The organism is Thermus brevis (assembly GCF_026427635.1).
Lineage (GTDB): Bacteria > Deinococcota > Deinococci > Deinococcales > Thermaceae > Thermus > Thermus antranikianii.
Genome location: NZ_CP102606.1, coordinates 554,863 through 568,835 on the forward strand (window position 1 = coordinate 554,863; position 13,973 = coordinate 568,835).

Annotated in this window: 14 protein-coding genes; 8 read left to right on the forward strand and 6 right to left on the reverse strand. The window is 66.1% G+C overall.

The window, feature by feature from the left end; genetic code table 11:
- Positions 1-22: 22 nt before the first annotated feature.
- The gene (mnmA, locus tag KQ693_RS03150) at positions 23-1,144 is read right to left on the reverse strand and encodes a tRNA 2-thiouridine(34) synthase MnmA (RefSeq protein ID WP_219760254.1); all 1,122 of its coding nucleotides are present in this window, start codon (positions 1,142-1,144) and stop codon (positions 23-25) included.
- Positions 1,141-2,025, reverse strand: coding sequence for a DUF1385 domain-containing protein (locus tag KQ693_RS03155; RefSeq protein WP_219760255.1), 885 nt, complete (start codon positions 2,023-2,025; stop codon positions 1,141-1,143). Before KQ693_RS03155 ends, mnmA begins: the two co-directional genes overlap by 4 nt.
- Positions 2,026-2,064: 39 nt before the next feature.
- On the opposite strand from KQ693_RS03155, the gene KQ693_RS03160 reads away from it, so the two are divergent.
- Positions 2,065-3,462 carry a leucyl aminopeptidase gene (locus tag KQ693_RS03160; RefSeq protein ID WP_267261904.1) on the forward strand — a complete coding sequence of 466 codons (1,398 nt, stop codon included), beginning with the start codon at positions 2,065-2,067 and terminating at the stop codon, positions 3,460-3,462.
- Between the two features lie 45 nt (positions 3,463-3,507).
- Here the strand turns inward: KQ693_RS03160 and KQ693_RS03165 are convergent, their stop codons facing one another.
- Positions 3,508-3,951, reverse strand: coding sequence for a Fur family transcriptional regulator (locus tag KQ693_RS03165; RefSeq protein ID WP_015716054.1), 444 nt, complete (start codon positions 3,949-3,951; stop codon positions 3,508-3,510).
- Positions 3,952-4,161: 210 nt separating this feature from the next.
- On the opposite strand from KQ693_RS03165, the gene KQ693_RS03170 reads away from it, so the two are divergent.
- Both KQ693_RS03170 and KQ693_RS03175 read left to right on the forward strand, forming a co-directional pair.
- Positions 4,162-4,425, forward strand: a complete 264-nt coding sequence (locus tag KQ693_RS03170) for an FtsB family cell division protein (protein ID WP_219760258.1) — start codon at positions 4,162-4,164, stop codon at positions 4,423-4,425.
- Entirely contained in the window at positions 4,422-4,679 is a 258-nt protein-coding gene (locus KQ693_RS03175) for a hypothetical protein (protein WP_015716056.1), read from the forward strand. Before KQ693_RS03170 ends, KQ693_RS03175 begins: the two co-directional genes overlap by 4 nt.
- Here the strand turns inward: KQ693_RS03175 and KQ693_RS03180 are convergent.
- A complete protein-coding gene (locus KQ693_RS03180) occupies positions 4,676-5,533 on the reverse strand; it encodes a LysR family transcriptional regulator (RefSeq protein WP_267261905.1) in 858 nt (285 codons plus the stop codon). The two genes, KQ693_RS03175 and KQ693_RS03180, sit on opposite strands and share 4 nt — an antisense overlap.
- Before the next feature lie 174 nt (positions 5,534-5,707).
- Between KQ693_RS03180 and aceE the strand changes: the two genes are divergently transcribed.
- The 5 genes from aceE to KQ693_RS03205 are packed head-to-tail and all read left to right on the forward strand — an operon-like array spanning position 5,708 to position 12,321.
- The gene (gene aceE, locus KQ693_RS03185) at positions 5,708-8,395 is read left to right on the forward strand and encodes a pyruvate dehydrogenase (acetyl-transferring), homodimeric type (RefSeq protein ID WP_267262349.1); all 2,688 of its coding nucleotides are present in this window, start codon (positions 5,708-5,710) and stop codon (positions 8,393-8,395) included.
- A gap of 21 nt (positions 8,396-8,416) precedes the next feature.
- Positions 8,417-9,673, forward strand: a complete 1,257-nt coding sequence (locus KQ693_RS03190; protein WP_267261906.1) for a 2-oxo acid dehydrogenase subunit E2 — start codon at positions 8,417-8,419, stop codon at positions 9,671-9,673.
- A 40-nt stretch (positions 9,674-9,713) separates the two neighbouring features.
- Positions 9,714-10,619 carry a hydroxymethylbilane synthase gene (hemC, locus tag KQ693_RS03195; protein ID WP_267261907.1) on the forward strand — a complete coding sequence of 302 codons (906 nt, stop codon included), beginning with the start codon at positions 9,714-9,716 and terminating at the stop codon, positions 10,617-10,619.
- A gap of 42 nt (positions 10,620-10,661) precedes the next feature.
- The gene (gene perR, locus KQ693_RS03200) at positions 10,662-11,057 is read left to right on the forward strand and encodes a manganese-dependent transcriptional regulator PerR (protein ID WP_015716061.1); all 396 of its coding nucleotides are present in this window, start codon (positions 10,662-10,664) and stop codon (positions 11,055-11,057) included.
- Between the two features lie 22 nt (positions 11,058-11,079).
- Positions 11,080-12,321 carry a bifunctional folylpolyglutamate synthase/dihydrofolate synthase gene (locus tag KQ693_RS03205; RefSeq protein ID WP_267261908.1) on the forward strand — a complete coding sequence of 414 codons (1,242 nt, stop codon included), beginning with the start codon at positions 11,080-11,082 and terminating at the stop codon, positions 12,319-12,321.
- A 31-nt stretch (positions 12,322-12,352) separates the two neighbouring features.
- On the opposite strand, the gene KQ693_RS03210 is transcribed toward KQ693_RS03205, so the two are convergent.
- Complete coding sequence (locus KQ693_RS03210) at positions 12,353-13,483, reverse strand: aminotransferase class I/II-fold pyridoxal phosphate-dependent enzyme (RefSeq protein WP_219760266.1); 1,131 nt, start codon at positions 13,481-13,483, stop codon at positions 12,353-12,355.
- On the reverse strand, positions 13,476-13,970 hold the full coding sequence (locus KQ693_RS03215) for a MogA/MoaB family molybdenum cofactor biosynthesis protein (protein ID WP_015716064.1): 495 nt from the start codon (positions 13,968-13,970) through the stop codon (positions 13,476-13,478). The genes KQ693_RS03210 and KQ693_RS03215 overlap by 8 nt, the downstream gene beginning before the upstream one ends.
- Between the last annotated feature and the right edge of the window lie 3 nt (positions 13,971-13,973).

Genomic DNA, 13,973 nt, shown 5'->3' on the forward strand with positions numbered 1-13,973 from the left:
CCCGTACTTTGGCAGCCCTTTGTCAGGAGAAGGTCAAGGCATTTGCCTGGGGCTTCCCCTCGAGGCCCGCCAGGTTGTAAAGCCCCTGGCGGATCACCGCGCCCCCCAAAAGCCTCTCCCCCTGGTAGAACACGGCGCTTTGCCCTGGGGTCACGGCGAAGACCGGGGTGGTGAAGCGAAGGCGCAAGGGGTTTAAGGACTCCACCTTGGCCCTTACGGGAGGGGTGCGGTAGCGCACCTGGACCTCCACCTCCTCGGGAAGCTCGGCCAGGAGGTTGGCCTCCTCCCCCTCAAGCCCAAGCCAAAGGGTAGCCTCCCTTGGCCCCACGTAGACCACGTTGGCCAGAGGGTCCACGCCCACCACGTACCGCTCCAGGTGGGGCTTGAACAGGCCGAGGCCCTTTCGCTGGCCGATGGTGTAGAGGCTTGCCCCTTGGTGTTCTCCCACCACCTCCCCGGTGAGGGCGTCCACCAGGGGACCGGGGCGGACCTTGAGCCTTTCCCTCAGGAACTCCCTCAGGTCCCCGGCCACGAAGCAGAGGTTCTGGCTTTCCGGCTTCCTGGCGGTGGGAAGCCCGGCCCTTTCCGCCAGGGCCCGCACCTCAGCTTTGGTCATCCCCCCCACGGGGAAGAGGAGGTGGGGAAGGGCCTCCTTGGGGGTTCCCCAGAGGAAGTAGCTCTGGTCCTTCAGGGGGTCTATTCCCCGGAGCAGGCTTTCCCCTTCCCGGCGCACGTAGTGCCCCGTGGCCACATAGTCCAGGCCCAGGCGCCGGGCCTGCTTGAGGAGGGCCCCGAACTTGACGAAGGTGTTGCAGCGGGCACAGGGGTTGGGGGTGCGGCCTTGGGCGTAGTCCTTCAGGAAGGGCTGGATGATCTCCTCCTCAAAGGTCTCCCGGTAGTCCAAGAGATAGAAGGGGATATCCAGGATCTCCGCCACCCTGCGGGCCTCGTAGGCGGCCTCGGGGGTGCAGCAGCTTTCCCAGGCCCGCTCCTTGTGGGGGATATCCAGGGTGGGCCTTGGGGGCTCCTCGGGCCAGAAGCGCATCATGGCCCCCACCACCTCGTACCCCGCCTCCTTCAGGAGGTAGGCGGAGACGGAGGAGTCCACGCCCCCGGACATGGCTACCAGAACCTTCTTGCTCATGCCACCACCCGTTCGCCCAGGGCGGCCTCCGTGCTCCTTATGGCCACCTCCGCCATCTCCGGGGTGGGCTCGGCCACGGTGAGGGCCTGGAAGCGGAAGCCAAGCTCCCTCAAGAACAGGGAAACGGGATCGTTGTGCCGGGCGGAGAAGTAGAGGAGCTCAAAGGCCAAGGCCGCCACCACTGGCAGGAAGAGGACCCGGGCCAGTAGCCGCCACCAAAGCACCTCCGGGGCGGGAATAAAGCTGTAGACCAAGATGGAAACCACGATGACGAAGGCGATGAAGGTGGTGCCGCACCGGGGGTGGAAGCGGGGTTGGGCCATGACGTTTTCCACGGTGAGGGGAAGCCCCTTTTCAAAGGCGTGGATGGCCTTGTGCTCCGCCCCGTGGTACATGAAGAAGCGCTTGATCTCCGGCAGGCGTCCGATGAAGCGGAGGTAGCCCACCAGGATGCCCACCTTGAGGAGGCCGGCCAGGAGGTTGTAGAGGAGGGGGAAGCGGGCGGCATCCAGGAGGAGGCCGGCCAGGAATCCGGGCAGCACGATGAAGAGGGCGATGCCCAGAAGGAGGCTCACCGCCACCGTGCCCCACAGGGCCCCCTTGGGCATTTCCTCTTCGCCCCCCACCAGCTCGGCGCTGCGGGCCAGGGCCCGATAGCTTATGGAAAGGGCATCCCAGAGGGCCACCACCCCCCGAATCAGGGGGAGCTTGGCCCAGGGGTAGCGCTGGCTTAGGGCGGGCTCCTCGTGGCGCTCCACGTGGATTTGGCCGTCGGGAAGGCGCACCGCCAGGGCCCAGGCCCAGGGAGCCTTCATCATCACCCCCTCGAGGGCCGCCGAACCCCCCAGGGCCACCTGCTTGGCGAGCAAAAGAAGCCGCATCCCTCCCATTCTGCCACGGGGGTGTGGTATCTTCCAGGCGTGATCACCTTGCATGCTGTAGAGGCCACGTTGGCGGAGGGGAAGGCTCCTTTGAAGGTGGTGTGGGTTAAGCAGGGGGAGCTTACCCCCCAAGGGGAGGCCCTGGACGCCCGGCTAGGAGGGCTTCTAAGGCGGGCCATGGCCGGGGCGGGGTTCAAGGGGGAGGCGGGGGAGAACCTCTTGCTTTCCTCCCTCGAGGGGCATTTCCTCCTCTTCGGCTTGGACGAGGATCCCCGGGCCACGGGGGGAAGGTTGGCCCAGGCTCTTGGGAAGCTATCCTTCCCCGAGGTCCTGGTGGAGGCCCTCGAGGCCTACCCCCTGGCGGAAGGGATTCTCTTGGGGGCTTACCGCTTTGACCGCTACAGGGGCTCCAGGGAGGAAAAGCCCGTGGCCATCCAGCTTTCCGGGGCTAGGCCGGAGGAGTTGGAGAGGGCCCAGAAGGTGGCGGAAGGAGTCTTTTGGGCCCGGGACCTGGTGAACGAGCCTCCCAACGTCCTCACCCCGGAGGCCCTGGCGGAGGCGGCCCTTTCCCTTAAGGCCTTCGGGGTAGAGGCGGAGGTTCTGGACGAGGAGGCCATCCAGGCTTTGGGCATGGGGGCCTTCCTGGCGGTGGCCCAGGGGTCGGAGAACCCCCCCCGTTTCATCGCCCTGCGCTACGCTCCCGAAGGCGCCCGGGAGAGGCTGGACCTGGTGGGCAAGGGGCTCACCTTTGACTCCGGGGGCTACTCCCTCAAGCCCACGGAGGGCATGGCCACCATGAAGGGGGACATGGCGGGAGGGGCGGCGGTCCTCGGGGCCATGAAGAGCGCCGCCCTCCTGGGCCTTCCCGTGGAGATCCGGGGCTACATCGCCGCCTGCGAGAACATGGTTTCGGGCCGGGCCTACCGGCTTGGGGATGTGCTCAAGACCCTTTCCGGGAAGACGGTGGAGGTGATGAACACCGACGCCGAAGGAAGGCTCACCCTGGCGGATGCCCTGGCCTATGCGGAACGCCAGGGGGCCAAGCGGATCCTGGAGCTCTCCACCCTCACGGGCTCGGCGGTGGTGGCCCTGGGGGAGGAGGTGGCTGCCCTGTTCGCCACGGAGGAAACCTGGGGGAAGCGGGTGGAGGAGGCGGCGAAGAAGGCGGGGGAGAAGGTCTGGCCCCTGCCCCTGGAGAGGGCCTACCGGGAGAAGCTGAAAAGCCCCGTGGCCGATCTTAAGAACGTGGGGGACCGGAATGGCGGGGCCATCACCGCGGCCCTTTTCCTGACGGAGTTCGTTTCGGTGCCGTTGGTGCACCTGGATATCGCCGGGCCGGCCTTTGCCAAAAAGGCTCACGCCTTAGGTCCTGAAGGGGGCACGGGGTTTGGGGTGAGGACGGTCCTCAAAGTGGCCCAAGGGCTGAGCGAACGTTAAAAAGCCCCACCCTGCCTCCGGGCAGGGTGGAAGCCTATCGAACCCTTACTCCTGGCAGTTGGGGCAAAGCCCCCGGAACTCCAGCCGGAAGTTCTCCAGAGCCCAGCCAGACTTCTCGGCGGCGGCCTTCTGTGCCTGGGAGAGGTCCAGCTCCGGCAGGTTCTTCAAGAGAAGGTCCTCCACCTTCCCACAGGAGGTGCAGACCAGGTGCACGTGGGGCTCGTTGTAGCCGTCGTAGCGGGTCAGGCCCTTGGGGTCGCGGAACTCGTAGATGAGGCCATGCTCCCGCAGGACGTGGAGGTTCAGGTATACGGTGGAAAGGCCGATGTCGTAGCCCCGCTTCTTAAGGCCGTTGTAGAGCTCCTCGGGGGTGGGGTGGACGTTCTTGCGATCCAGGTAGCTTAGGATCCGCTCGCGGGGCAGGGTGTGCCTGAGCCCAACCGCCTTTAGCCGCGCCCGGTAGTTTTCCTTTTCCCTCATCCTTGGCATAGCTCCTCCTTCCTTTCAATTCCAGTATACACAGACCATGTGCAAATGCAACACCCAAATTGGGTAAAAGGTGGTATAGACTTTCCCTCCCCTTTTGGGAAGGGTTTTTCTCAGGGAGTGTTCCCCAAGGTTAGGTAAAGTTCCAGGCTCTTCCATTATGCCATACCCTTGTCCAAGGCCACGGATTGTCCGCGGTATAATGAACCCATCTTGGACCGGCCCATCTACCGCATCCTGCACCTGGTCTTCGCCCTGGGTTTGGCCCATGCCCTTTTCCTTTTGGGGCAGGAGGGGGTCAGGGCGTATGAGCTCGCCCGGGAGCGGGCCAGGCTGGAGGAAGCCCTGCGCCAGGCGGAGGCCCGGGTGGCCCGCCTCGAGGCCGAGGTGAAGGCGGCCAAGGATCCCGCTTACCTCGAGGCCCTGGTCCGCAGGTTGGGTTTTGTGCGGCAAGAGGAGATACTAAGGAGGCGATGAGGGAAGACCCGGCGGCACTCTTTCTGGAGGATGAGGCCCTCACCGACGGCCTCACCGATGAGGAAGCGGAAACCCTTCTTTCCTGGCTTTTGGACCTGGCGCGGGAGGCCAGCCCCTCCCAGCTGGCCCATCTGAGAAGGCTGGGGCACGAGATCACGCGCCTTTCCCGCGACTACGGCCTGCCGGTGGAGGAGCTTATCGGCCTGGTGGAGCTGGCCTGGGGGGAGGCGGATGCCCCTGGCCTGCAGGCCTAGAAGACCAGGGCTTTGAGGAGTTCCCGCACCTCCAGAAGCCTGGGCGGTGGGGGAGTGAGGCGGTAGATGAGAGAGACCTGTAAGGCGGCCTCCTCCTCCAGGGGCTTGAGCACCACCCCGGGATGGGGAAAGACCCGGTAAGGGGCCAGGGTGAGGTAGACCCCTACCCCGGCGGCCACCAGGCTCACCGCTTGGGAAAACCGGGCCACCTCCCGGGCTACCCGGGGCGTGAAACCCGCCCGGCGGAACACCTCCATGAAGGCCTCGTAAAGGGGGGGCAGGGTTTCCTTGGGGAGAAGGAGAAAGGGTTCCTCCTTGAGGGCCTTGAGGGGAACCCGTTCCCTCGAGGCCAGGGGATGCCCCTCGGGCAGGGCCACCACGATGGGCACCTGTAGGAGGGGTTCTTGGCCGATGATGGGGTCCTCCACCCGAAGCCCCGCCAGGCCGTAGTCCAGCTGGCCCTCCTTGAGGGCCTTTACCTGCTCAGGGGTGTGCATTTCCAGGATTTCCACCGGCTGGCCCAAGCCCCGGCGCAGGTGGTCCAAAAGGGGCATGAGGTCGGGAAGGAGGTTTTCCGGAACCCCGAAGCGGAGTTCTTCCCGATTGGCCCGCCGCACCCGGGCCTTTAAGGCCTCCACCTCCTGCAAAAGTTGTCGGCCCTCCCGCACCAGCACCTCCCCCGCCGGGGTGAGGCGGAAGGGCCTGCGTTCCAGGAGCTTCACCCCGAGTTCCTGCTCCAGGGCCTGGATCTGCTGGGAAAGGGCGGGCTGGGAGAGGTAGGCCTTCTCCGCCGCCCGGTGGAAGTTCTTCTCCTCGGCCAGAAGAAGGAAAAGCCGCAGGCGGCGCAGGTCCATGATAAGGTTAGCTTATCACCACGACCCAGGCTTTTCTATTGGACAAAGGGCTCCATCTGCCCCAGACTGGGATGAGGAGTCGGTGTAGTGTAGTTTTGCGCAAAAGGGGGGAGGTTGACGGCAGTGAATGCGGATGTGCTCAAGCAGGCCCTAGAGGCCCTTTCCCCAGAGGAAATGGCCCGGTTCAGGGAGGAGGAAAACCGGGAGTGGCGGGAGTCCTTGGAGTACGTGCTCCGGGTGGAAGGCTTCGCCAGGGTGGAGGAGCTTTTGCGCCTTCTGGACGAGTTCCTTTATCTACAGGGCTTCTCCCCTCCAAACCGCCTCTCCACTCCCTACCTGAACACCATCCCTAAGGAACAGGAACCCCCTTATCCCGGGGACCTCGAGCTGGAGAGGCGCATCGTCAACATCCTCCGCTGGAACGTGGCCATGATGGTCACCCGCGCCAACAAGAAGGCGGAGGGGATCGGGGGACATATCTCCACCTACGCCTCCATCGCCGAGCTTTACGAAGTGGGGTTCAACCACTTCTTCCGCGGGCCCGAGGCGGGGTTGGACCGGGACCTGGTCTTTTTCCAGGGCCACTCCTCCCCCGGCATCTACGCCCGGGCCTTTCTGGAGGGAAGGCTAAGCGAGGCGGACCTGGAGAACTTCCGCCGGGAGGTGCACCCCCCAGTGCCGGGAGGCCGGGGGCTTTCCAGCTACCCCCATCCCTGGTTGATGCCGGATTTCTGGGAGTTCCCCACGGTTTCCATGGGCCTTGGCCCCATCCAGGCCATCTACCAGGCCCGCTTCATGCGCTACCTGGAGGACCGGGGCCTGAAGCCCAGGAGCAGCGCCAAGGTCTGGGCCTTCTTGGGGGACGGGGAGCACGACGAGCCGGAAACCGTGGGGGCCTTGCACCTGGCGGCCCGGGAGAACCTGGATAACCTCATCTTCGTAGTGAACGCCAACCTGCAGCGCCTGGATGGGCCGGTGCGGGGCAACTCCAAGATCATCCAGGAGCTGGAAAGGCTCTATAGGGGTGCGGGCTGGCGGGTGATCAAGATCGCCTGGGGCTCCGCCTGGGACCGGCTTTTGGCCAAGGATAAGGAGGGCCACCTTCTTAGGCGGTTTGAGGCCCTAGTGGACGGGGAGTCCCAGCGGTACGCCGCCTTCGGGGCCAAGGAGCTCAGGGAGCGCTTCTTCAACACCCCCGAGCTCAAGCGGCTCATCGAGGGCATGAGCGATGAGGAGCTGGATGAGCTCACCCGAAGCCGGGGTGGGCACGACCTGGTGAAGATCCATGCCGCCTACAAGGCGGCGGTGGAGCACCGGGGAAGCCCCGTGGTCATCCTGGCCCGCACCATCAAGGGCTACGGCATGGGGCCCACGGCCATGGCCAAAAACGTGGCCCACCAGGTGAAGAAGCTCACCGAGGAGGACCTGAAGGAGGCCCGGGCCTTCTTGGGCATTCCCGTCCCGGAGGAGAAGCTTTCCGAGCTTCCCTATTACCACCCGGGGCCGGACTCCCCCGAGGTGAGGTACCTCCTGGAGCGCAGGAAGGCCCTGGGGGGCTTTGTCCCTGAGCGGCGGGTGCGGTTTACCGGGGGCTTAGGTCAGCCGGAAGGCTATCTTGAGGTGCCGGGGGAGGAGTTCTTCCAGGAGTTCTACGAGGGCACGGGGGGGCGGGAGATCTCCACCACCATGGCCTTCGTGCGCATCCTGGCTAAGCTCCTCCGGCATCCCAAGATCGGCAAGCTCATCGTCCCCATCGTGCCCGACGAGGCCCGCACCTTCGGCATGGAGGCCCTGATCGCCCAGGTGGGCATCTACTCCCCCCAGGGGCAGCTTTACATCCCCGTGGACGCCGGCACCCTCACCGCCTACAAGGAGAGCAAGGAGGGCCAGATCCTGGAGGAGGGCATCACCGAGGCGGGGGCCATGGCGGACTTCATCGCTGCCGGTACCGCCTACGCCCACTGGGGCATCCCCACCATTCCCTTCCTCATCACCTACTCCATGTTCGGCCTCCAGCGCATCGGGGACCTGGTCTGGGCGGCGGCCGACCAGCGTACCCGGGGCTTCCTCCTTGGGGCCACCGCCGGGCGGACCACCCTGGAGGGGGAGGGTTTGCAGCACCAGGACGGGCAGAGCCACATCTACGCCCTGGCCGCCCCCAACCTCATGGCCTACGACCCCGCCTTTGCCTACGAGTTCGCCGTGATCCTCGAGGACGGCCTCAGGCGCATGTACGCCCAGGGGGAGGATGTCTTCTATTACATCACCATCGAGAACGAGAACTACCCCCACCCCCCCATGCCCGAGCCCAGGGAGAAGGTGAAGGAGGGGATTCTCAAGGGCCTTTACCTCTTCCGCCCGGGGGAGGGGGAGGGCCCCAGGGTGCAGCTTCTGGGCTCGGGGCCCATCCTGCCCCAGGCGGTGAAGGCCCAGGAGCTCCTTCAGGGCTACGGGGTGGTGGCGGATGTGTGGAGCGCCACCAGCTACAAGGCCCTCTACGTGGATGCCATAGAGGCGGAAAGGGAGCGGAGGCTTTTGGGGAAGGCCCGCAAGCCCTATGTGGCCGAGGTTTTGGAGGGTCACGAGGGCCCCGTGGTGGCCGCCAGCGACTACCTCAAGGCCTTGCCCAACCTCATACGAGGGTATCTGGACCGGCCCTTCTGCGCCCTGGGCACGGATGGCTTTGGCCGCTCGGATACCCGGGAGGCCCTAAGGGACTTCTTTGAGGTGGATGCCCGGCACATCGCCTACGCGGCCCTTGCCCTTTTGGCCGAGGAGGGTAAGGTGCCGGCTAAGACCCTGGCCAAGGCCCGGAAGGAGCTTGGGCTCGAGCTTTGGGAAACCCCGCCCCACAGGAGGTAAGGGGGTATTCTGGAGGGCAAGATGGAGCTGAAGCTTCCCGAACTGGGCGATAACGTGAGCGCCGCCACGGTGGTGGGGGTGCTGGTGAAGGAGGGGGACCGGGTGGCCCCGGGGGACCCCCTCTTGGAGCTGGAAACCGACAAGGCGGTGATGGAGGTCCCCGCCGAGGCAGGCGGGGTGGTGAAGCGGGTTCTGGTGAAGGTGGGGGATGAGGTGCGTCCCGGGCAACCCTTCCTGGAGCTGGAGGCTGGGGAGGTGGGGGTTCCCTCGCCCCAGGAGGTGCCCCCCCCACCCAGGGAGGAGAAGGTCCAGGCAGCACCTCCTTCAAAAGCCCCCAGCCCTTCGCCGGCTCCGGCAGGGCAGGAGGAAGGCCGGCTCATCCCCGCCGCTCCCTCGGTGCGGCGCCTGGCCCGGGAGCTCGGGGTGGACATCCGCCAGGTGAGGGGTACAGGCCTTGCGGGGCGCATCACCGCCGAGGACGTGAGGCGGGCCGCGGGCCAAGTTCCCCCTTCCCTGCCGGCGGAGGCCATAAGCCCCCTCCCGACTTCCAGGCTCCCCGATTTCAGCCGCTGGGGTCCGGTGCGCACCGAGCCCATGAGCGGGGTGCGCAAGGCCACCTCGAGGGCCATGGCCCAGGCTTGGGCCCAGGTGCCCATGGTCACCCACTTTGACGAGGCGGACATCACCGAGCTGGAGGGCTTAAGAAAGCGCTACGCCAAGCGGGCGGAGGAAAGGGGCTTTCGGCTCACCCTCACCGCCTTCCTCCTCAAGGCCCTGGCCTTGACCCTGAAGGCCTTCCCCAAGTTCAACGCCTCCATCGATGCGGAAAAGGGAGAGATCATCTACAAGGATTACGTGCACATCGGGGTGGCGGTGGACACCCCCCATGGCCTCCTGGTGCCGGTGATCCGGAATGTGGACCAAAAGGGGGTTCTGCGCCTGGCCAAGGAGCTTCAGGAAGTTTCCGAACGGGCCCGGGAGCGGAAGCTCACCCCGGAGGAGATGCAGGGAGGCACCTTCAGCCTCTCCAACCTGGGGGGGATTGGCGGCACCGGATTCACCCCCATCGTGAACTGGCCGGAGGTGGCCATTTTGGGGGTTTCCCGTTCCCAGATGAAGCCGGTGTGGGATCCGGAGAAGGAAGCCTTCCAGCCCCGGCTTATCATGCCCTACAGCCTCACCTACGACCACCGGCTTATAGACGGGGCTGAGGCAGCCCGCTTCTGCCGCCATCTGGCCCAGCTTCTGGAGGATCCTTTAGGCCTGGCCTTGGAATAGGGGGTGCCCGGCCCCGGGTTCTCGTGTAGTATGGGAAAGTATGCGCGTCATCGTGGTGGGAACCCGGGGCAGCGCCTTGGCCCTGGCCCAGACCCGCTTTGTGGTGGAGCGTCTTAAGGAAAGCTGGCCCGAGGCGGAGTTCAAGGTGAAGACCATCAAGACCCGGGGGGACCAGGGGGCGAACCCCATGGAGCAGGCCATCTTCGTTAAAGAGCTTCAGGAGGCACTTCTTTCCCGGGAAATCGACATCGCCGTGCACTCCCTGAAGGACCTGCCCACGGAGGAACCCCTGGGGCTCAAGATCGCCGCCATACCCCGCAGGCAGGACCCCCGGGACGCCTTCTTGGGCAAGGTGTATAAGCGCCTCGAGGACCTCCCTGAAGGCGCTGTGGTGGGAACGAGCTCCATAAGGCGCAAGGCCCAGCTTCTGGCCCACCGCCCGGACCTGGTGGTGAAGGACCTGAGGGGCAACGTGGACACCCGGCTGGCTGCCTTGGGGAATGGGGAGTATGACGGGATCATCCTGGCGGCGGCGGGGCTCATCCGGCTGGATCTGCGCAACCGCATCGACCAGTTCCTGGAGCCCGAGGTGATGCTCCCTGCCCCTGGCCAAGGGGCCTTGGCCCTGGAGGTGCGCCAGGGGGACGATCTGGCGGAGGAGCTCTGCTATGCCCTTCACCACCACCCTTCCCACGACCGGGTACGGGCGGAGCGGGCCTTTTTGAAGGGCCTTGGGGCCGGGTGCCTGGCCCCGGTGGGGGCCTTGGCCCAGGTGGCGGAGGACGGCACCCTCCTCCTCGAGGGGATGGTCCTCACCCCCGACGGCAAGAGCTTCATCCGGGCGGAGATCGAGGGCGACGCCTCCGAGGCCGAGGAGCTGGGGTTGGAGCTGGCCCAGGACGTGTTGGAGCAGGGAGGGCGGGAGATTCTTGCCCAAAGCCGATAGGTTTGCTGGAGTTTTCCCCCGGCCTAGGGTATAGTGGGGTAGATGGCGCTTAAGCGCTTGACCCGTCAGCGTAAGGCTGTTTTGGAGGTGGTGAAGAGGGCCCACAACCACCCCGATGCCGCCTGGATCTACCAGGAGGTGCGCAAGGTGGTGCCCAAGGTGAGCCTGGGGACCATCTACCGCACCCTCGAGGCCCTGGTGGAGGAGGGCTACCTCATCCCCATCACCAAGGCGGGGGAGGCCACCCGTTACGACGCCAACCTGCACCCCCACCTGCACCTGGTCTGCCAGGGGTGCGGGGCCATCGTGGACCTGGAGGTGGATCTTCCCGACCTCCTCACCCCCGTCCAGGAGGCTTACCCCCAGCTGGAGGTAAGGGAGGTGGAGGTCACCTACAAGGGCCTCTGCCCCACCTGCAAGGCAGCCCTTAAGGGCTAGGTCGGCCCGGAGGGCCATCTTGATGGAGCCCTTGGCTTGGCTTTATGCCCGGCAGGGCCGGGTGAAGCCGGGGCTGGAGCGCATCCAGGTTCTCCTTGCCCGCCTGGGGAATCCCCAGGAGGCTTACCCTGTGGCCCTCGTTGGGGGAACCAACGGTAAGGGGACCGTGGCCCGGGCCCTGGCGGCCATCCTGGAGGAGGCGGGCTTGAGGGTGGGGCTTTACACCAGCCCCCACCTGGTGGACTTCCGGGAGCGCGTGGCCATCCAGGGCCAGCCCATAGGCCAGGAGGCGGTTCTTTCCCTTCTGGAGGAGATCCGTCCCCAGGCGGAAGCCCTGGAGGCCACCTTCTTTGAGGTGGCCACCGCCCTCGCCCTTCTCCACTTTGCCCGGGAGGGAGTGGAGTTTGCGGTCCTCGAGGTGGGGCTGGGGGGGCGCTTTGACGCCACCAACGCCGCGGAGCCCCAGCTTTCCGTGGTGACCAACATCGGCCACGACCACCTGGAGATCCTGGGCCCCACCCTGAGGGATGTGGCCCGGGAGAAGGCGGGGATCTTCCGCAAGGGGGTGCCGGCCCTCACCGCCGCCAGGGGGGAGGGGCTAGAGGAGCTTCTGGAGCGGGCCCGGGCTATGGGCACCCCCCTTTGGGTTTTGGGGGAGGAGTTTTCCCTTCTCGGGGTGGAGGCTTTGGGGGAGGGCCTGGCCTTCCGCCTGCGGATCCGGGGGGAGGAGAGGACCTTCCGCACGCGGCTTCTCGGCCCCCACCAGGCGGAAAACCTGGCCCTGGCGGCGGTATCGGGAAGGCTCCTTGGGGCGGGTTGGGAGGCAGTGGAAAAGGGCCTCCTTCGGGCGGAGAACCCGGGGCGGCTGGAGCGCCTTCCTTGGCCCGGGGGGAAGGAGCTCCTCCTGGATGGGGCCCACAACCCGGAAGGAGCCTGGGCCTTGCGGCAAGCCCTTCGCTTCCACGGGCTTCTGCCTGCCGCCTTGGTCCTGGGCTTCAGCCGGGAGAAGGACCACCGGGCCATGGCCGAGGCCCTTAAGGGGTTAGGGCCGGTGGTCCTCACCCGCTACGCCTCTCCCAGAAGCCAGGACCCCAGGGCCCTCCTCCCCCTCTTCCCGGGGGCCCTGGTGGAGGAAGAACCCTTAAAGGCCGTGGAAAGGGCCTTCACCCTGGAGAACCGGGTGGTGGTGGCGGGAAGCCTCTACCTGGTGGGGGAGGTGAAGCGGGCCCTTTTGGGGCTTCCCCCGGAGGAAAGGTGGCAGTAACACCACCCCACTGGGTTAAGCCGGGGTGGTATCAGTCCAGGGCCTCCCGCAGGATGCGGGCGGCTTCTTGTAGCATCTCCATGGGTTGCACCAGGGCGATCCGCACGTGTCCCCTTCCCCCAGGGCCGAACCCCCTCCCCGGGGCCACGGCCACGCCCCGCTCCACCAGGCTTAGGGTGAACTCCAGGTCATCCACCCCCTGGGGAAGCTTCCCCCAGAGGTACATGGTGGCCTTGGGGGGAAGGAGGTCCAGGGCCCCCTTAAGAGCTTCCGCCATTCCCAGGGCCCGCTTTTGGTAGACCTGGGCGAAGCCCCGGGTCACCTCCCTAGGGGTCTTGAGGGCGACGATCCCCATGCGCAGGATTCCGGCATACTGGTTGAAGTCCACGACTCCCTTCACCCTTTCCAGCCGGGCTATGGCCTCCTCGTTCCCCAGGGCGAAGCCCAGGCGGAAGCCTGCCAGGTTGTAGCTTTTGGAGAGGCTAAAGAGCTCCACCACCCGTTCCTTGGCCCCGGGAAGGGCCAGGGGGGAGGGGGCCTCCCCCTGGTAGACCTGGTCCACATAGGGGTTGTCGTGGACCAGCCAAAGCCCATGCCTTTCCGCCAGGGCCAGGGCCTCCTCAAAGTAGCCCCAGTCCGCCAGGGCCCCCGTGGGGTTGTTGGGGTAGTTGAGGAGGAGGACCTTGGCTTCCTTCCAGATGCTTTCCGGCACCTGGGAGAGATCCGCCAGGCCGTCTTCCCGCAAGGGGATGAGGTGGGTCCTTAAGGAGGCCACCCGGGCAGCACCGAAGTAGCTGGGGTAGGCCACCTCGGGCAGGAGGAGGAGGTCTTGGGGCTCGGTGAGGGCCAGAAGAAGGTGGGCCAGGCCCTCCTGGCTGCCGATCAAGGCCAGGGCTTCCCGCCTGGGGTCCAGGCGTACCCCGTAGCGGCCTTGGTACCAGCGGGAGGCTTCCTCCAAAAAGGAAAGGGTGCAGCTTTTCAGGCAGTAGCCGTAAGTGCTGGGGTCAGAAAGGGCTTCCCGCAGGGCCTGAAGGGGCTCGGAAGGGGGCAGGAGGTCGGTGGAGCCGATGGAGAGGTCGATGAGGCGGATCCCCTTCTCCCGGGCCTTTCTCTTGGCCTCATCCACCACCAGGAAGACCGAGGCTTCAGGAACCCTACTCATGGTGCCCCTCCCGCCAGGCCTTGCCGGTGATGAGGCTTAGGGCATGGGGCAGGACGGGAAGCACCGCCTCCAGGGATTCCCGGGCTCCCTTGGGGCTTCCTGGCAGGTTCAGGATGAGGCTTTTTCCCCTTACCCCCGCGAGGCCCCGGGAAAGGGCGGCCATGGGGGTTTTCTCCAGGCCCTTGAGGCGCATGAGCTCGGCAAGGCCCGGCACCTCCTTGTCCAGTAGCTCCCGGGTGGCCTCGGGGGTCTTGTCCCGGGGGGCCAGGCCCGTGCCCCCATTGGTGAGGATGAGGTCCAGGCCCTCCCGGTCGGCCCAGAGCCGGATGACCTTCTTGATCAGGGGAGGCTCGTCGGGGACGATCTCGTAGGCCGCCACCTCGAAGGGCCCTTCCTTTAGGGCCTCGCGGATGGCCAGGTGGGTGGTGTCCTCCCGTTCCCCCCTCGAGCCCTTATCGGATACGGTCAGGATGCCCACGCGGAACATTTG

What these genes read in the sequence shown, in the direction of transcription:
- mnmA (WP_219760254.1), bottom strand. Translation starts at nt 1,144, where the DNA reads ATGAGCAAGAAGGTTCTGGTAGCCATGTCCGGGGGCGTGGACTCCTCC.
- KQ693_RS03155 (WP_219760255.1), bottom strand. Translation starts at nt 2,025, where the DNA reads ATGCGGCTTCTTTTGCTCGCCAAGCAGGTGGCCCTGGGGGGTTCGGCG.
- KQ693_RS03165 (WP_015716054.1), bottom strand. Translation starts at nt 3,951, where the DNA reads ATGCCAAGGATGAGGGAAAAGGAAAACTACCGGGCGCGGCTAAAGGCG.
- KQ693_RS03175 (WP_015716056.1), top strand. Translation starts at nt 4,422, where the DNA reads ATGAGGGAAGACCCGGCGGCACTCTTTCTGGAGGATGAGGCCCTCACC.
- KQ693_RS03180 (WP_267261905.1), bottom strand. Translation starts at nt 5,533, where the DNA reads ATGGACCTGCGCCGCCTGCGGCTTTTCCTTCTTCTGGCCGAGGAGAAG.
- aceE (WP_267262349.1), top strand. Translation starts at nt 5,708, where the DNA reads ATGGCCCGGTTCAGGGAGGAGGAAAACCGGGAGTGGCGGGAGTCCTTG.
- KQ693_RS03190 (WP_267261906.1), top strand. Translation starts at nt 8,417, where the DNA reads ATGGAGCTGAAGCTTCCCGAACTGGGCGATAACGTGAGCGCCGCCACG.
- hemC (WP_267261907.1), top strand. Translation starts at nt 9,714, where the DNA reads ATGCGCGTCATCGTGGTGGGAACCCGGGGCAGCGCCTTGGCCCTGGCC.
- perR (WP_015716061.1), top strand. Translation starts at nt 10,662, where the DNA reads ATGGCGCTTAAGCGCTTGACCCGTCAGCGTAAGGCTGTTTTGGAGGTG.
- KQ693_RS03205 (WP_267261908.1), top strand. Translation starts at nt 11,080, where the DNA reads ATGGAGCCCTTGGCTTGGCTTTATGCCCGGCAGGGCCGGGTGAAGCCG.
- KQ693_RS03210 (WP_219760266.1), bottom strand. Translation starts at nt 13,483, where the DNA reads ATGAGTAGGGTTCCTGAAGCCTCGGTCTTCCTGGTGGTGGATGAGGCC.
- KQ693_RS03215 (WP_015716064.1), bottom strand. Translation starts at nt 13,970, where the DNA reads ATGTTCCGCGTGGGCATCCTGACCGTATCCGATAAGGGCTCGAGGGGG.